The organism is Gemmatimonadales bacterium, assembly GCA_036500345.1.
Taxonomy (GTDB): Bacteria; Gemmatimonadota; Gemmatimonadetes; order Gemmatimonadales; family GWC2-71-9; genus Palsa-1233.
The window spans coordinates 148,289-170,759 of the sequence record DASYCE010000011.1 but is presented as its reverse complement, the minus strand read 5'-3'; the positions used below and the strand labels follow the sequence as shown (position 1 = coordinate 170,759).

Sequence of the window (22,471 nt, the reverse complement as noted above, 5' to 3'; positions counted from 1 at the left end):
CGGCGGAGTCGTCGGCTGGCTCATGTGACCACCAGCGCCGTCACCATCCCGAACATCCCTTCCATGCTCTCGGCATGCTGCAGGATGTGGCAGTGGAATGCCCATGTTCCCGGATTGTTCGCCTTGACCAGCACGTCCCAGCGCTCACCGGGCGCGATGTTGAGCGTGTCGCACTTCCACGGCTGCGGCTGATCCCACCCGTCCTTCGCAATCACGGTCATGTGCATCCCGTGCAGGTGCATCGGGTGGATCATCATCCCTTCATTCATGAAACGGATCCGCACTGTCTGGCCCTTGCTGGCGACGATCGGCGCGGTTGCGGGGAATGACTTGCCATTGAGCGTGTAGCCATGCACGCCGTCGTTGAGGATCATCAGCGCGTCGATGTCGGCGCGGTGCGCCGGATTCGGATCCCGTGGCTCGACGATGAACGCGCCGAGCATCCCCTTGCTCACCTGCTCGGCGGAGTTGTGATGCGAGTGGTACATGTGCGACCCGGCGTTCGGCACCGTGAAGCGATAGGTGTAGGTCTCCCCCGGCTTGACCGGCGGCTGGGTGATGAAGGGCACGCCGTCCTGGTCGTTGGGGAGCTCGAGGCCATGGAAGTGAATCACCGTCGACTGGTCGAGCTTGTTGATGAGATTCACCTCGACTCGGTCACCCTCGCGGACGCGGATCGTCGGACCGGGGACTATCCCGTTGTAGGCGAATGCTTCCACCATCTTCCCGGGCTGCGTCTCCCACTGGATCTTCTCCGCGGTCAGATCGAAGATCTTGACGCCGTGCTCAATGCGCGGCGCCAGATCGACGCTACCGACACCGGTGGTCTTTGCCGGAAACGCCTTCATTCCCCGTTCGTGGACCGCATCCATCGCGTCGGCTTTCTGGCGCGGCGTCAGCGGTGGCGCGACGGGCTTCGCAGCAGCTGCAGCGGCAGCCTTGGGGCGGTCGCACGCGGCGACGACGGCGCTCACAGCCGGAAGGGCGAGCGCGATGCTCGCTCCCTGGCACAGGAATGACCGGCGGGTCGGCTGGTGCTCGGTTTCGATCGACATCGGGCAGCTCCGTCAGAGTTGTTGGACGGAGTGTACCGGTCGGGTGATGAAGCGCAGGTGGAGCGAAGATGAAGGTTTCTTGTGGATCCTGCGATCGATGCTTGACATCTGTCGGGACGCGGCGGAGCTTGCCTGAGCCCTGTTGTCCGGGGCGATTCCGTCACCTTCGGAGCGAATCGATGGAGCGTGCGATTCGTCGCGGTGAGCGACTGGAAAAGCTGGTGCTGGCGGGGGTCGCACTCACCTCAGAAGCCTCGCTCGATCGCGTCCTCCATCGGGTTGCCGAGATCGCTGCCGACGTGATCGGCGCACGTTACGCAGCGATTGGTGTCCTCGCGCCGGATGGACGCCTCCTCGAACAATTCGTCACCCACGGCCTCAGCGACGAGGAAATCGCCCGGATCGGACCACGGCCGACGGGTCACGGCATTCTCGGCCTGGTGATCCGCGAGGGACGGCCCATCCGGCTCCCCGACCTGGCGCGTCACCCCGATTCGTACGGCTTCCCGCCGCATCACCCTCCGATGCACACATTCCTCGGCGTCCCCGTCGCCGGGCGCCGCGGCATCTTCGGCGATCTCTACCTCACCGAAAAGCTCGACGGCAGCGAGTTCACCGACGAAGACGAACACATCGCCATCCTGCTCGCCGCGATGACCGCGTCGGCCGTGGAGAACGCCCGATTGCACGAGGAGAGCGCGCGGCTGCTTGCCGAAGTCCATCAGCTGCATCGGACTCGTGAGCGCTTCTTCGCGATGGTCAATCACGAGTTGCGCAACGCACTCGCGGCGGTCTACGGCTGGTCCGAGCTCCTGGTCCGGAAGAAGGATCCGGCCACCGTGCCCCCCGCAGCCTTCGAAGTGCTCGACTCCGCGCAGCAGGCGGTGGGGTTGATCAATGACCTCCTCGACCTCAGCCGCCTCGACGAGGATCGGCTCAAGCCGGTGATCAGGCTGGTCGATTCCGTCGGCGTGGCGAGGCGTGCTATCGGCCGGGTCATGCCATCAGCCAACACCAAGGAGGTGCGGATTCTCGTCAAGCTGGGGCCGACGCTCCCGCCGATCGAGACCGACGCCAGCCGGGTCGAGCAGATCCTCGTGAACCTCCTGAGCAACGCCATCAAGTACACCCCGGAGAAGTCGGCGGTGGAGCTCTCGGCCGCGGTCGCCGGTGACCGGATGCGCTACACCGTCCGTGACGAGGGGCCTGGGATTCGCGAAGACGAGGTCGAGCGGATCTTCGACATCTACGTCACCAAGGCGGACGGCGAGAAGCAGGGGATCGGCCTTGGGCTGCCGCTTTCACGGCGGTTGGCGCGGCTTCTCGGTGGCGACCTGGGCGCCACCCCGCAGGAGGGCGCCGGCATCTTTGTGCTTGACTTGCCGCTCGGCGCGCAAGGATGAAGAAACCTTCATCCTGGATTGGCGCCCCCTTCATCGGGGCCTCGCCACCTTTCGCGCCATGAAGATCCTGGTCGTCGAAGACGAGCGGAAAATCGCCTCCTTCATCAAGCAGGGGCTCGAGGAGGAAGGGCACGCGGTCGATGTCGCGACTGACGGCGATCAGGCGGGGATGCTGGCACACGTGTACGACTACGACGCCATCCTGCTCGACGTGATGCTCCCCAAGAAGAACGGCTTCCAGATCGCAGCTGAACTGCGGCGCGAGGGGCGCACCACGCCGATCCTGATGCTCACATCGCGCGACGCACCCGAGGATATCGTCCGAGGACTCGATGCCGGCGCCGACGACTATCTCGCCAAGCCGTTCCGCTTCGATGAGCTCCTTGCGCGGTTGCGCGCGCTCACGCGCCGCGGCGGGACCGGCCGACTGGAGGAGTTGCGGTTCGGGCCGATCACCATGGACCGGGCCCATCATCGCGTCACCGTCGGCCGCAAGCGGATGAACCTGACGCCCAAGGAGTTCCAGCTCCTGGAGTATTTCCTGCTGCACGCCGACGAAGTCGTCCGGCGCACCACGCTGCTGGAGAAGGTCTGGGACATGCATTTCGATCCCGAGAGCAACGTGGTCGACGTGCATGTGGGAAATCTTCGCCGCAAGCTGGCGGATGCCGCCGGCGTCGAACTGCTGCAGACCGTACGAGGGGTCGGTTTCGCCTTGCGCGAATCCGGCAGTGACGGCGCCGATGCGACTGGCGACGCGTCATGACGAAAGCGCCGCTGCGCCTCCTGCTCGTCGAAGACGACCCCCGCGTCGGGAGCTTCATTGCCCATGGCTTGCGCGATGAAGGGTTCGACGTGGAATGGGCGACGACCGGCGAAGACGCGCAGGCGAAGATCGGTGACGACGTCGATCTCGTGCTTCTCGATCACATGCTGCCGCGCAAGAGCGGGATCGACATCGCGCGGTCGTTCCGCGCCGACGGCCGCACCGTACCGATCCTGATGCTCACTGCGCGCGATGCGCCGGAGGATCAGCGTGCGGCGTTTGCTGCAGGTGCCAACGCCTTCATGAGCAAGCCGTTCCTCTTCGACGACCTCGTCGCCGAGATCCGCCGGCTCCTCCCCAACGCCGCCTGACGGGCTCGGGACGCTCACCCAACTCGAATGTTGCTACCCAAGCTCGCCACAACCCTCAGGGACTACGACCGCCATCAGTTCATGGCGGATGCCACCGCCGGCGTCATCGTCGGCATTGTGGCGCTCCCGTTGGCGATCGCCTTCGCCATCGCGAGTGGCGTCTCCCCCGAGCGCGGCCTGTACACCGCGATCATCGCCGGTTTTCTGATCTCTGCGCTCGGTGGCTCCCGCGTGCAGATCGGCGGGCCGACCGGGGCGTTCATCGTGATCGTGTACGGGATCGTGCAGCAGTACGGCGTCGACGGTCTTGCCATCGCCACGCTCATGGCCGGCGTCATTCTCGTCGCACTGGGGCTGGCGCGCTTCGGCTCGGCGATCAAGTTCGTGCCACATCCGGTGATCATCGGCTTCACCAGCGGCATCGCGATCATCATCCTGTCGAGCCAGGTCAAGGACTTCTTCGGGCTGCGCATGGGTGCGGTGCCCGCGGCGTTCGTCCCGCGGTGGACAGCATTCGGCAGTCACTGGCACGACATCAACCTCTGGGCGCTCGCGATCGCCGCCGGATCGCTGCTGACGATGATTGCGTGGCCGAAGATCAGCCGCCGCATCCCGGGCCCGTTCGTGGCACTGATCGCCAGCACGGTCGTCGCCACCGTGTTTCGTTTGCCGGTGGAAACGATCGGGACCCGATTCGGTGGCGTGCATGCCGGCCTGCCGATGCCGGTCATTCCGCGCGTCACGCTGGCGCGGGCCGGCGCGCTGATCGGCCCCGCGTTCACCATCGCCATCCTGGCGGCGGTGGAATCGCTCCTCTCCGCAGTGGTCGCCGACGGGATGATCGGCGGTCGGCACCGCTCGAACATGGAACTGGTGGCGCAGGGGATCGCCAACATCGTCTCGCCGATCTTTGGCGGCATTCCGGCGACTGGCGCCATTGCGCGCACCGCCACCAACATCAAGAACGGCGGGCGCACCCCGGTCGCCGGGATGGTGCACGCGCTCACGCTCCTCGCCATCACCCTATTCGTGGGCCGATGGGCGGCGCTGATTCCGCTTTCGGCACTCGCGGCGATCCTCGTCATCGTCGCCTACCACATGAGCGAGTGGCGCACCTTCGTCAGCGACCTGCGCGCTCCCGCGAGCGATGTCCTCGTTCTGCTCGCGACGTTCACGCTCACGGTACTAGTCGACCTGACCGTTGCGATCGAAGTCGGGATGGTCCTTGCCGCGTTCCTGTTCATGAGGCGGATGGCCGAGGTCACCAACGTGACGATGATTACCCGCGAGTTGCGGGACCCCGGATCGTCCGATGGCGAGGACGACGAGCTGATTCGTCCCAGGACGATTCCGGTCGGGGTGGAGGTGTACGAGATCAACGGCCCCTTCTTCTTCGGTGCCGCGGAGTCGTTCAAGAACGCGCTGGGGCAGGTGGCGGCACGGCCGCGGGTGCTGATTCTCCGGATGCGGCATGTGCCGGCGATCGATGCCACCGGAATTCATGTCCTGGGTGAGCTGGTGCGCCAGGCGCGTCGTGGCGGGACCCGCGTAATACTCGCCGGTGTCCACGCGCAGCCGCTCGTTGCGCTCGAACGGTCACAGCGTCTCGATGAAATTGGCCGTGAGAATCTGGCGGCATCACTTGACGATGCGCTCGTGCTTGCGGCATCCGACGCGGCACCACGCTGATCCAGTCTCCCGAATCGCCGCCGACACGCATCACCGCCCGTCGAGGACCTGCCTCACCTTCCGCAGCAGCGCCGCCGGCGAAAACGGCTTCTGCAAATAGGCGATCCCCGGGTCGAGGACGCCATGACGCACCACCGCATCGGTGGTATATCCCGACATGAACAGAATTCGTGCAGCGGGACGCATCGTTGCGAATTGCTCCGCCAACTGCCGCCCACTCAGCCCCGGCATCACCACGTCGGTGATCAGCAGGTGCACCGGCTGGTCCGACGCAGTGAGGATTCCAATCGCCGCTGCACCGTCCGGTGCCACCAGGACCTTGTAACCATGCCGGTCGAGCGCCTGCCGGACCACTGACCGCACCGCCTCCTCGTCTTCCACCAGGAGGATCGTCTCGGTGCCGGTCGGGGCGGCCCCGATTTCCGTCACATGATCAACCACGTCCGCCGAGCCGTCGACCAGCGGCAGGTAGATCTTGAAGGTGGCACCGCGACCCGGCTCGCTGTAGACCCAAATGAACCCGCCGCTCTGCCGCACGATGCCGTATACCATCGACAGGCCGAGACCGGTCCCTTTCCCCATCTCCTTGGTGGTGAAGAACGGCTCGAAGATCCGGGCCCGGGTTGATTCATCCATCCCGATCCCGGTGTCGGTCACCGCCAGCATCACGTACATCCCCGCCGTCGCCGGCCAGTGCGATCGCACATAGGCGTCGTCGAGATCGAGGACGGTGGTGTCGATCGTGATCCGGCCGCCCGACGGCATCGCGTCGCGCGCATTGACCACCAGGTTCATTACCACCTGTTCGAGCTGGTGCGGATCGATCTTCACCGTCGCCGGTGCCGGGTTGAGCGCCAGCGCCAGCGCCACATCCTCTCCGATCAACCGTCGCAGCATCTTTTCCGACGATTGCAGCACGCTCTCGATCGTGATCACCCGTGGCTGGATCACCTGCTGGCGGGAGAAGGCGAGCAGCTGCCGTGTCAGCGCCGCCGCCGCTTCTGCCGCCTTGATGAGTTCATCCGCGTTCTCGCGCCGCGGATCGCCGGCCGCAAGATCCTCCAGGAGAAGCTCGCCGCAGCCGGTGATCACCATCAGGAGGTTGTTGAAGTCGTGCGCCACGCCGCCGGCGAGTCGCCCGATCGCTTCCATCTTCTGTGCCTGGCGGAACTGCTCCTCGAGGACCCGCTTCTCGGTCAGATCGCGGAGGGCAGTCAGCCGGTAACGGCGATCTCCGCTGGCGTGGGTCCGCGACGTCGCCTCGACCTGGATCCGTGCGCCGTCCTTCCTGAGGCCGACGAACTCGTAACTCCCCTCGATCTCCTGACTGACCCTGCGCGCCACTTCGGCCTGCGACTCGTCGGCAACGAATGCGGAGACGGGCTTGCCAATCACCTCGTCAACCGAGTCATAGCCAAACATCCGCACGAAGCCGGCGTTCGCCTCGCGAAGAATGCCGTCTTCGATTCTTTCGATCGCATCGAACGAGGTATCGGTGATCTGGCGGTAGAGCGCCTCACTGTCGCGGAGCGCGTCCTGAATTCGACGCTCCTCGGTGATGTCGCTCGCCACACCACTGATCCGGTAGACGACACCCTGCTCATTGCGGATCCCGGTCGCGCGCACCGAAACCTGACGAATCGTCCCGTCAGGTCGTTGCACCCGGAACTCGAGATTGTGGGTGGCGCGGCCCTGCTTGTTGATCGCGATTCCCGCCGCCAGCGCCGCCCGGTCTTCGGGAACAACGGCGTCCATGAACGCCGCCGGGTTGTCATACACGCTCTGGCAACTTCGCCCCCAGATCGTTTCGTACGCCGGCGAGATGTACAGCGTCCGTGAGAAATCCGCCGCCTGCACGAAAAAGACTTCGTCGATATTCTCGGCCAGCTCACGGAATTGCGACTCCCGTTCACGCAGCGTCCGTTCGGAGGTCGCCCGCTCGATCGCATAGCGGATGGCGCGCGACATCGCGCCGCCGTCGACGGTGCCCTTGACGAGGTAGTCCTGCGCGCCGTGACCGATCAGCTGCAGGCCGAGCGCTTCGTCGCCAAGTCCGGTGAGCACGATCACCGGCATCTCGGGAACGGCGCGGTGCAAGACGTCGAACGTCGCGGCGCCCTGGCTATCGGGGAGGCCGAGGTCGAGCAATACGAGATCGATGCCGCCGGCAGCGATCCGCTCGAGTGCGATGAGAAGCCGCGCTACAGACTCGACCTGGCACGTCGCCCCCGTCGCATCGCGCAGCAGCTCCGTCACGAGTCTGGCGTCGCCGGGGTTGTCTTCGACGAGAAGAACCGTGATCGGCGACGTCATCGCCGCCGATCCGGAGGGAGCGTCACGATCGCCAGCCAGAACTGCTCGATCGACTGCACCACCGTCATGAACTGATCGAGACCGACCGGCTTGGTGATGTAGCAGTTGGCGTGGAGGTTGTACGACCGGACGATGTCCTCCTCTGCCTTGGACGTGGTGAGGATCACGACCGGAATCCGCCGCAGCGCTTCGTCGCCCTTCATCGCCGCGAGGACCTCCTGCCCGTTCATCCGCGGCAGGTTGAGATCAAGGAGGACGAGATCGGGGCGAGTGACACCGGCGAAATCTCCCTCCTGACGCAGATACCGTAGCGCATCGACGCCGTTTCCGACTGCCGCCAGCGTGTTGCGCACCTTGCATTCCTTGAAGAGCTCGCGAGTCAGGCGCACGTCGCCCGCGTTGTCCTCGACGAGGAGGATCTCGATCGGCCGCGGCAGCGCTTCAAATCGCATGGGTCGTCCCGGATGTTGCAGCGGCGAGGGTGAAGTGGAATGTCGTCCCCGGCGCCTTCGCGGGATCCGATTCGACCCAGATCTTCCCGCCGTGCCGCTCGACGATCTTCTTGCAGATGGCGAGTCCGATCCCTGTTCCCGGATACTCGGCGCTGGTGTGCAGCCGCTGGAACATCGCGAAGACCCGATCGGCATACTCCGGCGCAATCCCGATCCCGTTGTCGCGCACGGCGAAGTGCCAATGGTCTCGTTCGAGCTGGGCCGAGGCATGGATCCGTGGCGCCTCGGTGCCGTGGAACTTGAGTGCGTTGCCGAGCACGTTCTGGAAGAGCTGCGTCAGTTGGGACGGATCGCCGAGAACAACGGGGAGCGCGTCGTTGGTGATCATCGCGTGGCGCGTCGCGATCGACGGGGCAAGATCGGTCACGACCGTGGAGAAGATTGCCTCGCAGTCGGTGGGTTCGAGCGGCCGACCCTGCGTCCCCACGCGTGAATACATCAGCAGATCGGTGATCAGCTGCTGCATCCGGGTCACGCCGTCGACGGCATGGCCGATGAAGTCGTCGGCGTCCTGGTCGAGCTTGCCGCGATAGCGCCGGGCCAGCAGCTGCGTGTAGCTCGCCACCATGCGGAGCGGCTCCTGCAGGTCGTGCGACGCGACGTAGGCGAATTGCTCCAGCTCCGCGTTCGATCGCGCGAGGTCGGCGGCATGTCTCGCCAACGCCTCCTGCTCGAGCTTCTGCTGGATCAGTTCACGGCGCGTGTCGTCGTGGCGCAACCGTTCGCTGATGTCGCGCACCGCCGCAGTGACGAGCGTCCCCTCCTCCGTGTCGACCGGAGAGAGCGAGATCTCGACGGGAAACTCGGAGCCGTCCTTGCGGCGGCCCCAGAGCGCCAGTCCGCTCCCCATCGGCCGAGGGCGCGGATCGGCGAAGTAGTCACCGCGATGCGCAGGATGTCCACCGCGAAAGCGGTCGGGGACGAGCATGTCGATCGTCTCGCCGATCAGCTCGCTGCGGGGATAGCCGAAGAGTCGTTCTGTCTGGGAATTGACCAGCGAGATCCTGCCGTCCGCACCGGCGATGATCATCGCGTCGGGTGCCGCTTCGAGGAGCGCACGGAACTTCCCGTCGGTGCGCCGGCGGATCGTCACATCCCGCACTGCTGCGATCGCGAACCTGCGCCCGTCGACCTCGATCGGGCTGAGCGAGATCTCCACCGGAAATTCGCTGCCGTCCTTCCGGCGAGCCGACAGTTCGACGCCGCTCCCCATCGGCCGTGTGACAGGATCGCTGAAGTATTGCGCCCGGTGCCCGGGGTGGCCGCGGCGCAGCCCGAGCGGCACCAGCGTGTCGACCGTCTCGCCGAGAAGCTCGCCCGGTGCGTAGCCGAGGAGTCGCTCAGCCTCGCTGTTGGTGAGGACGATCCTGCCGTCGGCATCGACCAGCAGCATCGCGTCGGGAGCGGCTTCGAGAATCGGGAAACGACTCGCGAGCGCGCGAGCGTCGGTGAGCGCAGCGGACTCCGCGTCGCGGCTATCGGCCACGACAACGCCCCACGGCACAGGCATCTGGCGCAACGGCCATCTGCAGAAAGCGATCAGCGCGGCCCGCGATTGTCATCGGGTCTCTCACAGAAGGCAATGATTGTCGGCTGAGAAGATTCGCTTTGTATTAACTGCAATTCCCGATTCGCACAATCAGGGAAACACCTAGTGTGCTAGTGACACTCTTCTCTCAGCTGCGAGTGCGGTGCGAAGCTGACGTACAGATGACAGAATCGATCGGAACGAGTCCGCGGGGTGTGGTGGTGCGGAAGTCGATGCTACGGGCGCCGTCGTCGCGCTATCCCTCCTCCAATGCTATGCGCGGATCGACTCCGGCCGCACGCAGCGCCGGGATGACGCATGCGAGGATCGTCGCTCCGGCGAGCACGCCAATCGTCGCGATCGCTGTCACGGGATCAACCACCGATACATGGTACAGCATCGACCGGAGCACGCGCCCGCCTGCCACCGCGAGGACCGCACCGATGCTGAGGCCGATCACCGTGAGCGTGAGCCCGTCGCGGAGGACCAGCCGGATGATGTCGCCCCGGCCGGCGCCGAGCGCCGTGCGCAGCCCGAACTCCTGGCGCCGCTGGTTCACCGTATAGGCGATCACGCCATACAATCCCACCATCGCCAGCAGGAGTGCTGCGATCCCGAAGATGCTCATGGTGATCGTGGCGAAGCGCGCGTTGGCAGACACATCGGCCACGAGCTGGTCGATCGTCCGCATCTGCGCCACCGGAATCGTCGGGTCGATCGACGAGATCGCCCGCTGAATCGGTGCGGCAAGCGCTGCCGAGCCCACCGTGCTCCGCACCACGAACTGCATCGGCGCGAAGGTCGGATAGGGGCGTTGCGTGTACGGCACGATGATCTCCGGCGACGGATCCTTGATGAGCGAATAGCGACGCATATCCGCCACGACGCCGATCACCGTCATCCAGGTCGCTTGCGATCGAGCCCCCCCCAGGCGGAGCCGGTGTCCCACCGCGCTCTGTCCCGGCCAGAGCCAATGTGCTGCCGCCGCGTTGAGGATCACGACCGGTGGCGAGTCGTGCTGGTCGGTCTCGTCGAAGTCGCGGCCATTCAGCAGCGGCGTGCCGAGCGCGGTGAACATCTGCGGGCTCGCGACGGTGTAGTCGATGATCGGCGCGTGCCCGTTGGCCGTCAGCCGCGGATCACTGTTCTCCGGCGTGAAGACTGTTCCTTCTTCCGAACCGCTCATCGGCAGCGGTTTGCCGATCGCCGCTGCCTTGACTCCGGGAATCGCGCGGATCCGCTCAAGGGCCTGGTGGAAGAAGTCGACGCTCTTCGGATGTTCCATGAACGTCGCGCCCTGCTTCTCGGGATAGGCGAGCGCGGGGAGCGACAGTTCGAAGGTGAGGCCGTGGGGCGCGGTGAATCCGAGATCACCGCCGAGCTGGTGCCCCAGCGAACGGATCAGCAATCCCGATCCGGTGACCAGCATCACGGAGAGGGCGATCTCCGAGACAATCAGGATCCGCCGGGTCCGTGGCGAACCGAAGTCGCCGCTCCGGCCCCGGCGCCTGAGGGCCTCGGCGAGCCGCATGCGCCCTGCACGGAATGCTGGAACGACGCCGAAGAGCAGGCCGGCGATCACGGTGATCGCGACGGCGGCTGCAATGACTCGTCCGTCGAACGCGATATCGCTCACTCTCGGCATCCGGTTCGATCCGGCGTGGCGCACCAGCCCCACGGCGATCGAGCCGAGCACCGCGCCCGCGACGCCGGCGATCCCGGTCAGTGCCAGCGCTTCGAGGAGGAGGACCCGGGCGATGCGCGCCGCCGACCCGCCGAGCGCCGCGCGGATCGCGAGTTCGCCGCGGCGCCCCTGCAGGCGGGCGAGGAAGAGCTGGGCCGCGTTGGTGCACGCGATGATCAGCAGGACGCCGACGGCGCCCAGCAGGATGAAGAGCATCCCCTGCACATCGCCGACCAGCTGGGTGCGCAGCGGGATGGCATGCATCGCGAAAAATCCCTTGGCGCCCGGGATCTGCAGGTCGAGCGCATGCGCCACGTCGTCGAGATCGGCGAGCGTCGCGGCGAGGGTCGTTCCCCGCTTGACGCGCGCCACCGCCAGATCCTCCGATGGACCGTACAGCGCGGGCTTCACCGGAACCCAGAGTTCGGTTGCGACCGGCACAGGGACGGTCGACGGCATGCCGGCGCCCGCAGGGAAATTGAACCGCTGCGGTGCCACGCCGATCACGGTGTACGGCTCGTTGTTGAGCAGGATCTTCCGGCCGATCACGCCGCGGTCGCCGGCGAAGCGACGCTGCCAGAGATCCCATCCGATCACCACTTCGTGGTCGGCGCCGGGGTTCTCCTCGCCCGCCTGGAATCCGCGGCCGATCGCGGGTGTCACGCCCATCGTCTGGAAGAAGTTGTCGTCGACGCCGGCGCCGTCGATCCGCTCCGGTGCGTTGTCGGTCTGGAGATTCATCTGCCGCGACTCGACGCCCGACACGCTCTGGAAGACGCGCCCGTGCTGCTGAATGCCGACGATCTGCAGTCCGTTCACCGGTTCGGGGATCCCGGCGACCGACGGATCATTGAAATCGGCCCAGATCATCACCAGCTGGTCGGGATGCTGATACGGCAGCGGACGGAGGATGACGCCGGAGACGACGGAGAACATCAGCGTCGCCGCGGCGATGCCGAGGGTGAGCACGGTGATCGTCACACCGCTGAAGACGCGATGGCGTGCGAGCGACCGGCAGGCGAACCGGATGTCACCGGCGAAGACTTCGGGCCACGCGGCACCGGGATTGGCGTGCACGCCAAGGACCGCCTGCTTCGTTGCCGCCGCCGGTCCGAATTCGTTCTCGGCCTTGAGCCGCGCGGCGTCGGCGTCCATGCCCAGGGCAACGTGTCGTGCCGCCTGCAGCGAGATGTGCGCTTCGATTTCGTCGTCGATGTCGTGCTCGGCGGCGCGCGGCGTGGCGATCAGCCTGAGCGCGCGAAGGATGGCGCGGATCGTCATGCCGGTCTCCGTTCCGATCCGAGAATCAGGTCGACGGCGTTGCTGTATTCGCGCCAGTTGCGGGTTTCGCGGGCGAGGCGGGTGCGGCCGGTGCGGGTGAGGGAATAGAAACGGACGCGTCGGGCGGTTTCCGACATCCCCCATCTGGCTGCGAGGAATCCGTCGCCCTCGAGTCGGTGGAGGGCGGGGTAGAGCGAGCCCTGGTTGACCTGGAGCAGCTGCTTCGATGTCTGGCCGATCTGCTGCGAGATCGCCCAGCCATGGAGCGAGCCGGACGAGAGGGTCTGCAGGATCAGGAGGTCGAGGGTTCCCTGCAGGAGATCGGACGTGGCGGCCATGGGCAACTCCAGGTTGGCCGCAGAATACCCGCTGACTTGTCGGCTGTCAACAAGACGGTGTCGACAGTCGACAAGTCGGCGGATCGGTGCCGTCAGTCCCCCGGTCCACTCGGCGCCGGCGCCTGCCCCAGGCCCACGAGCTCACCACCGGCGACGACATGTCCCTTCATCGCGGCGGTGAGCGAACCGTAGTCGGCACGGGCGACGTCGGGGAGGACGATGTCGAGCGCGAAGATCTGGATGTGATAGCGGTGCTTCGGGCCGGCCGGCGTGCGTGGACCGGTGTACGGCTGATTGGCGCCGCGCATGTTCGGGCCGAACTGCGAACCGTCGGGAGCGGCGGTCATACCGGGGTCGAGGGTGCGAGTCGCGGCCGGAATGTTGACCATCGTCCAGTGAAGGATCGGCGCGCCCTGACGCATCGCATCGCCGTCCTGCATGATGATGGCGTACGACTTGGTCGACCCGGGGCCGCCGGTCCAATGCAGCCCGGGAAAGACGTTCCCGGCGTACTGGGTGTTCTGCATCGGGATGTCGCTCATCTGCGTGAACGCGGGCGACGTCACGTTGAGTCTCGGCATCCCCGTGGGGAGGAGGTCGACCATCGCGAGCTGTGACGCGCCGACTTCGGTGGCGGCCGGCGGCGGGTTCTGCGCCACGGCGATCGCGGGGAGAGCGGCCGACAGCGCGGCGCCGATCATCAGACGGTGGCGAATCGAATGCATTCCTGTGCTCCAGGTGGGGAGTTTGGTGATACAGGACGATACAGCGGGACCGGCGGGCACGCATTGGCGGGCGGCGGAATGGTGCGGACAGGATGGTGTCGACGGCGCGATACGGCGGTGCCGGTGATCGACCCCTTGTCTCGCCCGCGACCCCCGCGCTAGAATCTCCCCGCGCTCCAGGGCGCCACCCCGTCCGCGGGCAGGGATCATCCCACCTGGGTTCGACCGCAGCACACATCGACCTCTCTTCAGCCCATTGCAGCGGACGCCGGGCACCCACGAAGGGGGAGTCATGCCACGCGTCCTGCCGGACCATCCTGATCTCGACCATCTGAAGAACCAGGCCAAGACCCTGTTGCAATCGGTGCGCGATGGCAGCGCCGAAGGCACGCAACGCTTCCGCGACGCCGGCGTGGACGGGGGCGACAAGCTCGCCGACGCGCAGCACGTCATCGCGCGCGAGTACGGCTTCAAGAGCTGGCCGGAGCTCAAGATGAAGGTCGAATCGCTCACGGCCGATCCGACCACCGCCTTCTATCTCGCGATCAAGGGGAACAATGTCGCGAAAGTCCGCGATCTCCTCGGTGCGCATCCGGAGCTCAAGGCGATCATCAATCGCGGTACCGACGTTCTCAGCTTCGGCGCCACGCCGCTCCTCGCCGCAGTGCAGCGGAGCAATCGCGAGATGATCGACCTGCTGCTGGCGGCGGGTGCCGACTTGTCGGTGAAGAGCGATTGGTGGGCCGGCGGATTCTCGGTTCTCGAGAGTTCGAGCGATGAACTGATGCCGTTCCTCGTCGAGCGCGGAGCGATTGTCGACGCAGTGGCCGCGGCGAAGTTCGGCCTCGTCGACCAGCTGGCAAGATTGGTGGCGGCCAATCCCCAGGCGGTGCACCAGCGCAGTGGCGACGGAAAGACGCCGCTGCACTGGGCGAAGGACGTGCCGACGGCGCGCTATCTCGTCGAGCATGGCGCCGACCTCAACGCGCGCGACGTCGACCACGAATCGACCGCCGCACAGTACGCCATCCGCGAACGCCAGGAAGTGGCGCGCTATCTCGTCGATGCCGGAGCCGATGCCGACATCTTCCTCATCGCGGCGCTCGGCGATCTCGATCGCGCCCGAGCGCTCGTTGAACGTGATCCGACCGTCGTCGAACGGATCATTGGTCCGCGCCACTTTCCGATGCAGAATCCGCGCGCCGGCGGGTCGATCTATGTCTGGACCCTGGGGCAGGGAAAGACGCCGCAGATGGTGGCGCAGGAGTTCGGGCATCGAGACGTCTACGACTACCTGATGGATCACAGCTCCAACGACGTGAAGGTGACCCAGGCGTGCCTCCTCGGCGACGAAGCGCTGTTCGAGCAGTTCATGGCGCAGCGCGACCGCAACGCGCCGATTTCGGCAGAACTGGTGCACCGCCTCGTCGGCGCGGCGGTCGGCAACAACACCAAGGCCGTCCGGCTGCTGCTCAAGGCCGGGTGGCCGGTCGCGGCGAACGGACTGCACGGCGGCACGTCGCTGCATTGGGCGTCGTGGCACGGCAACGCCGCGATGGTGCGGGAGATCCTCTCGTACCATCCGCCGCTCGACTCCCGCGACAACGAGCACAAGATCCCGCCGCTGGGGTGGGCGCTGCACGGCTCGCTGCACGGCTGGCACGCGAAGACCGGCGATTACGCCGCGGTGGTGACGGCGCTGATCGGCGCGGGGGCGAAGACGGAGAATCCGCTGCCGACGCTGGAGGGGAGCGATGCGGCGATGGCGGCGTATCAGGCAGGGAAGCAGCGGAAGGCGAAGACGGAGTAGCCGCACTGTCGCGGTGACGATCACACTCGAATCATCTGACGGAGATCACCGATGCTGCGTTGCGCGCCATTTCTGTTGTTCGACGGCAACTGCGCCGAAGCGATGACGTTCTACCACCAGTCGCTTGGCGGTGAGTTGATCCTGACGAAGGTCGGTGACACACCGATGAAGACGCAATTCCCCGCCGAGAAGCATCAGCGGATCATCAACGCGCAATTGAAGAGCGGAGCGATCGAAATCGTCGCCACCGACTGGATGGCATCGCCGTCGTTCGATCCGGTGCAGGGGAACACCTTCGCGATCTTCGTCATCGGCGGCGGTTACGACGAGCTGAGGGTGGTGTTCGACCGGCTCGCGGTGGGAGCAGAGAAGGAGCGATTCCAGGAGCTGCACGCCATGCCGTTCGGAACTTACGGGCAGTTTTACGACCGGTTTGGCGTGCAGTGGATCTTCAAGGGAGATCCGCGGTAGGAGATCTTTGCTACGCCGGGATCAATCGTCATGATCTGGATCGTAGTTGTACCAGGCGTATGCGATGACCGAGGCGAAGTTGTCGAGTTCGCCCAGATGATTTGCGGCGGCGATTCCCGAGACGAAGCCATGGTAGGGGGAGTACGCAGTCTGCCCGATTTGCGAAACGATCGATTCGGCCGTTGCCACCGACGAATCGCGGGCGCGAACGCCGAACTCGAGATGGACGGTGTCGGACGTTCCCAGCGAGGGCCCGACAAAGGTCACGCCGGGGAGTGCGCGAATCTGGTCGTACGATGATGTCATCAGGAGTGCGGTGGAATCGAGCTGGACCACTGCAACGAGACGGCCGTACTTGCGGAGTGTCAGCTGATCGAGAATGCCGATCGGGTGGGAGAACTGGACAGCGCGAAGCACCTGTTGGCCGTCATCGACCGTCGTGGTCAATCCGGACGATGAACAGCCGAGCGTCCCGGCGAGCAGGGCAAGAACCGCAATGAATGAACGGGTCACGAGTGACTCATTGCCATGAGGATGCTCCGAACAGTACCGCCGGGGACGCAATTGGCAACTGTGGATCTCGGCACCACCGACCCCATGCAAACGGTATATTTGCGGTGCTCCCGATCCCCACTCCGGCACGGATGGTCTGATGCGATACGCGCTTGCGTTGACAGCGTTGCTCGCGGCCTGTGCGCCGTCAAAGGTTGATCCCCGGCTGGTCGGGACCTGGGATGTGATGGTGCCGAACGCCGACGGCGTGGCGCGGTGGGTCTGGGAGATCCGGGCGAACGGCACGTACGCCTTCCACGCCGAGGGGCCGGGGAACACTCCGGCGCACAGCGGAATCTTCCGTGCCCGCAGCGGACATTACACGCTCGAATCGACCACCCTGGCGTGGGCCGATACCGGCACCTATCTCGAGCCGCACAACGACACGCTGACCGCAACCGGGAAGCTTGGCACCGGTGCGTGGCATCGGGTCGTGGTCGGCGCGACTCCACCCGCTACCCCGCCCGCGGCGCCGCCGGCAGCGGTCACACCGCCGGAGCTGCCCCCGCCGCCTTCATCGCCCGACACCGAACCGACGCCGCACGGGAAGCCGGCGATCTTCAAACCGGCCGACATCTATTCGTTCCTGCAGAACCATTCGATGGACGAGAGCCAATTCTCCGACAAGAGCGCGAAGATCACATCGTACACCACGGTGTCGACCGAGAATGCCGGTGAAATCGGCGCGACGCGTGCCACCGTTCGCGAAGGAGTCCACCCCGACGACCAGGTGGATTTCCGGGTCTTCCGCGACCGTTCCGCTGCCGAAGCGGCGTTCCGGATGTTGACCGATATCGAAGCGACGGGGTTTCAGCAGCGGCCCGGGGAATTCATTGCGACGTCCTCGTTCACCTTTCACGCGCACGGGATCTCCCGATGCCTGTCGCGGTACATGGTCCACGAGTCGACCCCGGCACACATCTCATGCTATCTGCTGATCATCGATCCCACGGAAGAAGCGGTGATGATCGTCGGCACGACGACCGAGCAGCCGGCGTCTGGATCCAACCAGGCGTCGGACTCCGCCTTCAGCCACGCCGACGACCTGATTTTCGCCGGGCTCGAATTCTGGGAACCGGTGCGCCTTGGTGTTCAGGTGCTCGGTGCGCTCAACGGGCATTGATGTCATCCAGTCCGGCTTTGATCTGGAGTACGCGAGGTATGAAGATGAAATCCGCCGTGATTGTTGTATCGATCCTGGTATCGATTGCTCCATCGATCCGCGCGCAAACGCTCCCCGCGCCGCTCAGTGACCCCGCGGCGATCGTGCACGAGCCGCGCCCGATTCCCGGTCCGATCTTCGAGTCGAACCATTTCAGCCGAGCAGTCGCGCGCGGCACCCGGACGCGGACCGGGGCACCCGGGGCGAATTACTGGGTGCAGCATCCGAGTTATGACATTCACGCCGCGCTCGACCCCGTGGCGCATCGGGTGACCGGAAAGGAGCGGATCACCTATCGCAACTTTTCGCCCGATACGCTTCGCACCATCGAGATCTATCTGCGGCAGAACGCCTTCGCCGCGGGTTCGCCACGACGACAGAGCGTTCCGGTCACCGATGGCGTCACCCTCGAATCGGTGCTCGTCGACGGGACGGCGATTCGCGCCGAGGCCGATCGCAACCCCGCGATGCCGGTGACGGCGGCTCCGGCGCGACGGCCGACGCCGGGTGAATACGCCGTCGACGGCACGGTGATGTCGATCCCGCTCGTGACTCCGCTCGTTTCCGGTGCCACGGTCGCGCTCGATATCGCCTGGTCGTACACACCGGCGCCGGCGCCCGCCGATGGCCGCGAAGGGCGTGACGGGAACGTCTACTTCATGGGGTACTGGTACCCGGAAGTCGCGGTGTACGACGACGTCGATGGGTGGGTCACCGATCCGTACCTGTTGGAGGCGGAGTTCTACATGGATCCCGCCGACTACGATGTTGACCTCGGTGTGCCGAGCGGATGGGTCGTTGGTGCGACCGGTTCACTGGTCAATGCATCGGCGGTTCTGTCGCGGGCGGCGCGTGATTCGCTGGCGGTGGCGCGGCGCACCGGGCGCACCGTGCGGATCGCATCGCCCGGTGAAGATCCGCACGCGGTGTTCGCGTCGACGAATGGTCCGACGACGACGTGGCACTTTGTCGCGAAGGATGTCCGCGATTTTTCCTGGGGCACAAGTAACGAATACGCATGGGACGCGACCCGGGCACTGGTCAAGAACGACGCCGGTGGTCGCGACACGGTCGACATCAATTCCTTCTATCGCCTGACGCCTGACGCCGCCGCGTGGGCCGTTGGCGGCGCACGATTCACCCGCGACGCGATCGAGCAGATGTCGAACTGGCTCTGGCGATATCCGTGGTCGCAGATGACGTCGATGGAGGGAATCCTCGACAGCGGCGGGATGGAATACCCGATGATGACGCTGATGCAGCCGTGGGCCGATACGCTTTCGCTGGCGGGCGACCTGATGCACGAGACCGGGCATATGTGGTTCCCGATGCAGGTCGGTTCGAATGAGACGCGCAACCCGTGGATGGACGAGGGGTTCACCCAGTTCGACGTTGCGCAGGGAATGCGCGCGCTGTATGGGGAGAATCGCACGGGGGGGCGCGCCAACGACTCGGAGCACGGCCAGCGCCGCCTCTACCTTGGCACGGTACGCCGCGGCGACGACGACGAATTGATGCGTCCGGGCGATCTCTTCCCCGACAACACCTATCTCGTCGTCTACTACGACAAGACCGCGCAGGTCCTCACCGCGCTCCGCGGCATTCTCGGCGGAGACGTCCTCCATCAGGCGCTGATCAGCTACGGCAAGGAGTGGATCGGCAAGCATCCGCAGCCGTACGATTTCTTCAACGCGGTGTCCCGCGCGGCGGGACGCGATCTGTCGTGGTTCTGGAGCACGTGGTTCTATCATGCGTGGCCGCTCGACCAGGCGATCGACAACGTCGCGACCGTCGGTGATTCGCTCGTGGTGACGATCGGCGATCACGGCGTCGCGCCGATGCCTGTCTTCGTCGCGGTGACGCATCGCGACAGCAGCGTGACGCGCGTCACGATTCCGGTCGATGTCTGGCTCGCCGGCAAGCGGCAGACGACGGTGACATTCCCCGGCGCGAACACGATCACCGCGGTGACGATCGATCCGGATGAGTTCTTCCCGGATGTTGATCGGAGCAACCAGTCACGGAGTGCTGCGACAGGATGGCAGCGGCAGTAGCGATGTCTCGGCGATCGGGGTACCCGGAGAGGATCGGTTCGCCGATCCGCCGGCGGTCGCGCGCTCGCCGCGCTGAGCGACGCCGTCACTCTGCCTGCAAATGCCCGCTACTCGGCCCGGATCGCCTCGATCGGATCGATCCGCATGGCGCGTCGCGCGGGAATCCAGCACGCGACAAGAGCCACCGCGCCGAGAATCAGCGGGACGCCGGCGAAGGTCATCGGATCGGTGGCGCTGACCCCAAAGAGCAGCGATCCGAGGAGACGGGTCAGCGCCGCGGCGCCGGTGAGCCCGGCGACAGCGCCGATGATCGCCAGCCGCACGCCGCGCCAGAGCATCAATCGACGGATGACGGACGGCGATGCGCCGAGCGCGAGGCGAACGCCGATTTCACGGTGACGCTGCGCCACCACGTATGCCATCACGCCGTAGACCCCGATGATCGCCAGCGCGAGCGCCACCGTCGCGAAGACACCGATCACGATGGCGTAGAGCCGCGGCAGCGCCACGACATCGCTCACCGTACTCTCGATCGCAACCGGCTCGGCGAACGGGAGGAGTGGATCGGCGGCGTGCAACGTCGAGCGGAGCGCTGCGATCGCGGCTGCGTCCCCATGCGCCGGCTCGATCACCACAGTGAAGCCGTTGACGGGAACCTGCCCGAGCGGGACGAAGAGCTCACCCTTGACCGGCTGATTGGGACCATCGGCGTGATCGGTTGCGATCACCCCCACCACCGTGAGACGCGGTGCCGCGGCTTCGGGCCCGGCGGCAAGCGTGCGGCCGACAGGATTCTCTCCATGCCAGAGTTTGCGCGCCGCCTCGGCGTTGACGATCCCGACTGGTGTCGAACCGGCGCGATCGCCGTTGCCGAAGTACCGCCCGGCCACGAGATGCAGGTGCATCTGTTGCAGATACCCGGGTGAGGTCGCCCGATACCAGAGACTCGGTGGCGCATTCGGGTCGAATGGTTCGCCGACCGGAATTGCCGTCATGTCCTGATCGCCGGCGCTGAGCGGCGGCTGATCGGTGATCTCCGCCGACCTGATCGCCGGGTTGGCGCGCAGTTGCTCGAGAATGCTGCTCATCATCGACATCGCCCTGGCATTGTCATACCGCGAAGCCGGGAGCGCGAGGGCGTCGAAGAGCACTCCCTCACTGCGATAGCCGAGATCGACGTGCTCCATCGAGGCAAGACTCCGGATCAGGAGTCCCGCGCCAACGAGGAGAATCACCGCGAGCGCGAGTTGCCCGGCGACGAGGGAGTGCTGGAGCCGATTGCGGTGCGCGTTTCCTGCACGCACTCCTGAACGAAGGAGGCCGAGGTGGTCGTAGCCGGTCGACCGGATGGCGGGGAGTAGCGAGAAGAGCATTCCAGCAGTGACAGTCGTCAACGCGGTGAACGCCACCACGGTGCCGTTCACGGCGACCTGCTGCATCTGCTGCACGATCGGCGGGACGACCGCCGCGAGCGCGCGTGACGCCACTGCCGCGAGCGCCAGGCCGAGCAGACCACCGATGCCGGCGAGAAGAACCCCTTCTGTCATCAACTGACGCAGCAGCCGCCCGCGGCCGGCGCCGAGAGCGGCGCGCACGGTGAGCTCGCGCGCCCGAGTTTCGCCGCGGAGGAGAAGAAGGTTGGCGAGGTTGACGCACGCGATCAGCAGGACCAGTGCGACCGCAGCCGTCAGCGCGAGGAGGGGTTGGCGTGTCGGGCCGGTGACCTGCTCGTGCAACGGGATGAGCCACGCGCCGACCTTCTGGTTGGTCTCGGGATACGCCTCCGCCTCGTGACGCGCGATGGTACCGATATCGGCCTGTGCCTGCGCCAGTGTGATACCCGGCTTCAGGCGCCCGACTGCCCGCAGCACTATGCAGCCGCGCCCGCATCCACTGGTCGCCGGACGCCGAACGGGACGGAAGACCACCATCGAAATTGCGACCGGCGCGCGAAACGCCGGCGGCATCACGCCGACCACGCGCCATGACTGCCCGTTGAGCTGAATCTCCCGATTGACGATTCCGCGATCGCCGCCGAATCTGGTGCGCCAGAACGCGTCGCTCAGCACGACGACCGGCTCCGCGGCGGGGTCGTCGTCTGCGGCCGTGAGTGTGCGGCCGACCTCGGCGCTCACGCCAAGGGTCCGGAAGAAATCGCCGCTCACCATCAATCCGTTGAGTGCTTCGGGGTCGCCGGCACCGGTGATCGTTGGCGCCCAATTCTGGTACGATGCCATGCTCGAAAAGGTCTTGTTCTGCTCGCGCCAGTCGACAAAGTCCGGTGGCGTGAGCCACTCGGGCTGCGCCCGGCCAGTGCGCGCACGCTGATCGGTCCAGAGTTGCACGAGCTGTCCTGCGGCGGGGTACGGCAGCGGTCTGAGCAGGACGCCGTTGACGACGGAGAAGACCGCGCTGTTGGCGCCGATGCCGAGGGCGAGCGTAAGCAGCGCGACGACAGTGAACCCGGGAGCGCGGCGGAGACTGCGGACCGCGATCCGGAGATCCTGGCCGACATCGTCCCACCAGTTGCGACGAAGGCGAGCGCGTACGGTGTCGCGCCGCAGCGTCCGCACCTCCGATTCGATCGAGGCACGGTCGCCGAACTCGTCGCGTGCGGCGCGGTCGGCGTCGTCGGGCGAGGCACCGGCCGCGATCAGTTCGCGGCGCCGTTCGTCGAGATGGAACGACAGCTCGCGATCGACGTCCTGATTGACCTGATCGCGGCCGTGCGGCCAATCGAAGCGGCGCTTCATCGCG

At 65.9% G+C, this 22,471-nt stretch carries 17 protein-coding genes; 8 read left to right on the top strand and 9 right to left on the bottom strand.

Annotation, left to right across the window (positions count from 1 at the left end):
• Window positions 1–20: 20 nt before the first annotated feature.
• On the bottom strand, window positions 21–1,055 hold the full coding sequence (locus VGM20_06220; GenBank protein ID HEY4100454.1) for a multicopper oxidase domain-containing protein: 1,035 nt from the start codon (window positions 1,053–1,055) through the stop codon (window positions 21–23).
• A 179-nt stretch (window positions 1,056–1,234) separates the two neighbouring features.
• Here VGM20_06220 and VGM20_06215 point away from each other — a divergent pair, with 179 nt between their 5' ends.
• The 4 genes from VGM20_06215 to VGM20_06200 are packed head-to-tail and all read left to right on the top strand — an operon-like array spanning window position 1,235 to window position 5,284.
• Window positions 1,235–2,458, top strand: coding sequence for a GAF domain-containing sensor histidine kinase (locus tag VGM20_06215; GenBank protein HEY4100453.1), 1,224 nt, complete (start codon window positions 1,235–1,237; stop codon window positions 2,456–2,458).
• Between the two features lie 58 nt (window positions 2,459–2,516).
• Complete coding sequence (locus VGM20_06210; GenBank protein HEY4100452.1) at window positions 2,517–3,224, top strand: response regulator transcription factor; 708 nt, start codon at window positions 2,517–2,519, stop codon at window positions 3,222–3,224.
• Entirely contained in the window at window positions 3,221–3,595 is a 375-nt protein-coding gene (locus tag VGM20_06205; GenBank protein ID HEY4100451.1) for a response regulator, read from the top strand. The genes VGM20_06210 and VGM20_06205 overlap by 4 nt, the downstream gene beginning before the upstream one ends.
• 27 nt (window positions 3,596–3,622) lie before the next feature.
• Window positions 3,623–5,284 (top strand): SulP family inorganic anion transporter, encoded by a 1,662-nt coding sequence (locus VGM20_06200; protein HEY4100450.1) that lies wholly within the window; start codon window positions 3,623–3,625, stop codon window positions 5,282–5,284.
• 30 nt (window positions 5,285–5,314) lie between these two features.
• On the opposite strand, the gene VGM20_06195 is transcribed toward VGM20_06200, so the two are convergent.
• From VGM20_06195 to VGM20_06170, 6 genes are all read right to left on the bottom strand, one after another.
• The gene (locus VGM20_06195; GenBank protein HEY4100449.1) at window positions 5,315–7,597 is read right to left on the bottom strand and encodes a response regulator; all 2,283 of its coding nucleotides are present in this window, start codon (window positions 7,595–7,597) and stop codon (window positions 5,315–5,317) included.
• On the bottom strand, window positions 7,594–8,049 hold the full coding sequence (locus tag VGM20_06190; GenBank protein ID HEY4100448.1) for a response regulator: 456 nt from the start codon (window positions 8,047–8,049) through the stop codon (window positions 7,594–7,596). The genes VGM20_06195 and VGM20_06190 overlap by 4 nt, the downstream gene beginning before the upstream one ends.
• Window positions 8,039–9,619, bottom strand: a complete 1,581-nt coding sequence (locus VGM20_06185; GenBank protein HEY4100447.1) for a PAS domain S-box protein — start codon at window positions 9,617–9,619, stop codon at window positions 8,039–8,041. Before VGM20_06185 ends, VGM20_06190 begins: the two co-directional genes overlap by 11 nt.
• 274 nt (window positions 9,620–9,893) lie before the next feature.
• Window positions 9,894–12,602: an ABC transporter permease gene (locus VGM20_06180; GenBank protein HEY4100446.1), complete on the bottom strand. Its 2,709-nt coding sequence runs from the start codon at window positions 12,600–12,602 to the stop codon at window positions 9,894–9,896.
• Window positions 12,599–12,940 (bottom strand): PadR family transcriptional regulator, encoded by a 342-nt coding sequence (locus VGM20_06175; protein HEY4100445.1) that lies wholly within the window; start codon window positions 12,938–12,940, stop codon window positions 12,599–12,601. The genes VGM20_06180 and VGM20_06175 overlap by 4 nt, the downstream gene beginning before the upstream one ends.
• Window positions 12,941–13,032: 92 nt before the next feature.
• Window positions 13,033–13,665, bottom strand: a complete 633-nt coding sequence (locus VGM20_06170; protein HEY4100444.1) for a YbhB/YbcL family Raf kinase inhibitor-like protein — start codon at window positions 13,663–13,665, stop codon at window positions 13,033–13,035.
• A gap of 292 nt (window positions 13,666–13,957) precedes the next feature.
• Between VGM20_06170 and VGM20_06165 the strand changes: the two genes are divergently transcribed.
• The gene (locus VGM20_06165) at window positions 13,958–15,475 is read left to right on the top strand and encodes an ankyrin repeat domain-containing protein (protein ID HEY4100443.1); all 1,518 of its coding nucleotides are present in this window, start codon (window positions 13,958–13,960) and stop codon (window positions 15,473–15,475) included.
• A gap of 51 nt (window positions 15,476–15,526) precedes the next feature.
• Window positions 15,527–15,946: a VOC family protein gene (locus VGM20_06160; protein ID HEY4100442.1), complete on the top strand. Its 420-nt coding sequence runs from the start codon at window positions 15,527–15,529 to the stop codon at window positions 15,944–15,946.
• A 21-nt stretch (window positions 15,947–15,967) separates the two neighbouring features.
• Here the strand turns inward: VGM20_06160 and VGM20_06155 are convergent, their stop codons facing one another.
• Window positions 15,968–16,459: a hypothetical protein gene (locus tag VGM20_06155; protein HEY4100441.1), complete on the bottom strand. Its 492-nt coding sequence runs from the start codon at window positions 16,457–16,459 to the stop codon at window positions 15,968–15,970.
• A gap of 139 nt (window positions 16,460–16,598) precedes the next feature.
• On the opposite strand from VGM20_06155, the gene VGM20_06150 reads away from it, so the two are divergent.
• A complete protein-coding gene (locus VGM20_06150; protein HEY4100440.1) occupies window positions 16,599–17,621 on the top strand; it encodes a hypothetical protein in 1,023 nt (340 codons plus the stop codon).
• A 44-nt stretch (window positions 17,622–17,665) separates the two neighbouring features.
• Window positions 17,666–19,714, top strand: coding sequence for a M1 family metallopeptidase (locus tag VGM20_06145; protein ID HEY4100439.1), 2,049 nt, complete (start codon window positions 17,666–17,668; stop codon window positions 19,712–19,714).
• Between the two features lie 107 nt (window positions 19,715–19,821).
• On the opposite strand, the gene VGM20_06140 is transcribed toward VGM20_06145, so the two are convergent.
• Window positions 19,822–22,467 carry an ABC transporter permease gene (locus VGM20_06140; protein ID HEY4100438.1) on the bottom strand — a complete coding sequence of 882 codons (2,646 nt, stop codon included), beginning with the start codon at window positions 22,465–22,467 and terminating at the stop codon, window positions 19,822–19,824.
• Window positions 22,468–22,471: the final 4 nt, after the last annotated feature.

Bases quoted from the DNA above. Each gene is read 5' to 3' on its own strand.
- VGM20_06220 (HEY4100454.1), bottom strand. From the start codon at position 1,055: ATGTCGATCGAAACCGAGCACCAGCCGACCCGCCGGTCATTCCTGTGC.
- VGM20_06215 (HEY4100453.1), top strand. From the start codon at position 1,235: ATGGAGCGTGCGATTCGTCGCGGTGAGCGACTGGAAAAGCTGGTGCTG.
- VGM20_06210 (HEY4100452.1), top strand. From the start codon at position 2,517: ATGAAGATCCTGGTCGTCGAAGACGAGCGGAAAATCGCCTCCTTCATC.
- VGM20_06205 (HEY4100451.1), top strand. From the start codon at position 3,221: ATGACGAAAGCGCCGCTGCGCCTCCTGCTCGTCGAAGACGACCCCCGC.
- VGM20_06200 (HEY4100450.1), top strand. From the start codon at position 3,623: ATGTTGCTACCCAAGCTCGCCACAACCCTCAGGGACTACGACCGCCAT.
- VGM20_06195 (HEY4100449.1), bottom strand. From the start codon at position 7,597: ATGACGTCGCCGATCACGGTTCTTCTCGTCGAAGACAACCCCGGCGAC.
- VGM20_06190 (HEY4100448.1), bottom strand. From the start codon at position 8,049: ATGCGATTTGAAGCGCTGCCGCGGCCGATCGAGATCCTCCTCGTCGAG.
- VGM20_06185 (HEY4100447.1), bottom strand. From the start codon at position 9,619: ATGCCTGTGCCGTGGGGCGTTGTCGTGGCCGATAGCCGCGACGCGGAG.
- VGM20_06180 (HEY4100446.1), bottom strand. From the start codon at position 12,602: ATGACGATCCGCGCCATCCTTCGCGCGCTCAGGCTGATCGCCACGCCG.
- VGM20_06175 (HEY4100445.1), bottom strand. From the start codon at position 12,940: ATGGCCGCCACGTCCGATCTCCTGCAGGGAACCCTCGACCTCCTGATC.
- VGM20_06170 (HEY4100444.1), bottom strand. From the start codon at position 13,665: ATGCATTCGATTCGCCACCGTCTGATGATCGGCGCCGCGCTGTCGGCC.
- VGM20_06165 (HEY4100443.1), top strand. From the start codon at position 13,958: ATGCCACGCGTCCTGCCGGACCATCCTGATCTCGACCATCTGAAGAAC.
- VGM20_06160 (HEY4100442.1), top strand. From the start codon at position 15,527: ATGCTGCGTTGCGCGCCATTTCTGTTGTTCGACGGCAACTGCGCCGAA.
- VGM20_06150 (HEY4100440.1), top strand. From the start codon at position 16,599: ATGCGATACGCGCTTGCGTTGACAGCGTTGCTCGCGGCCTGTGCGCCG.
- VGM20_06145 (HEY4100439.1), top strand. From the start codon at position 17,666: ATGAAATCCGCCGTGATTGTTGTATCGATCCTGGTATCGATTGCTCCA.
- VGM20_06140 (HEY4100438.1), bottom strand. From the start codon at position 22,467: ATGAAGCGCCGCTTCGATTGGCCGCACGGCCGCGATCAGGTCAATCAG.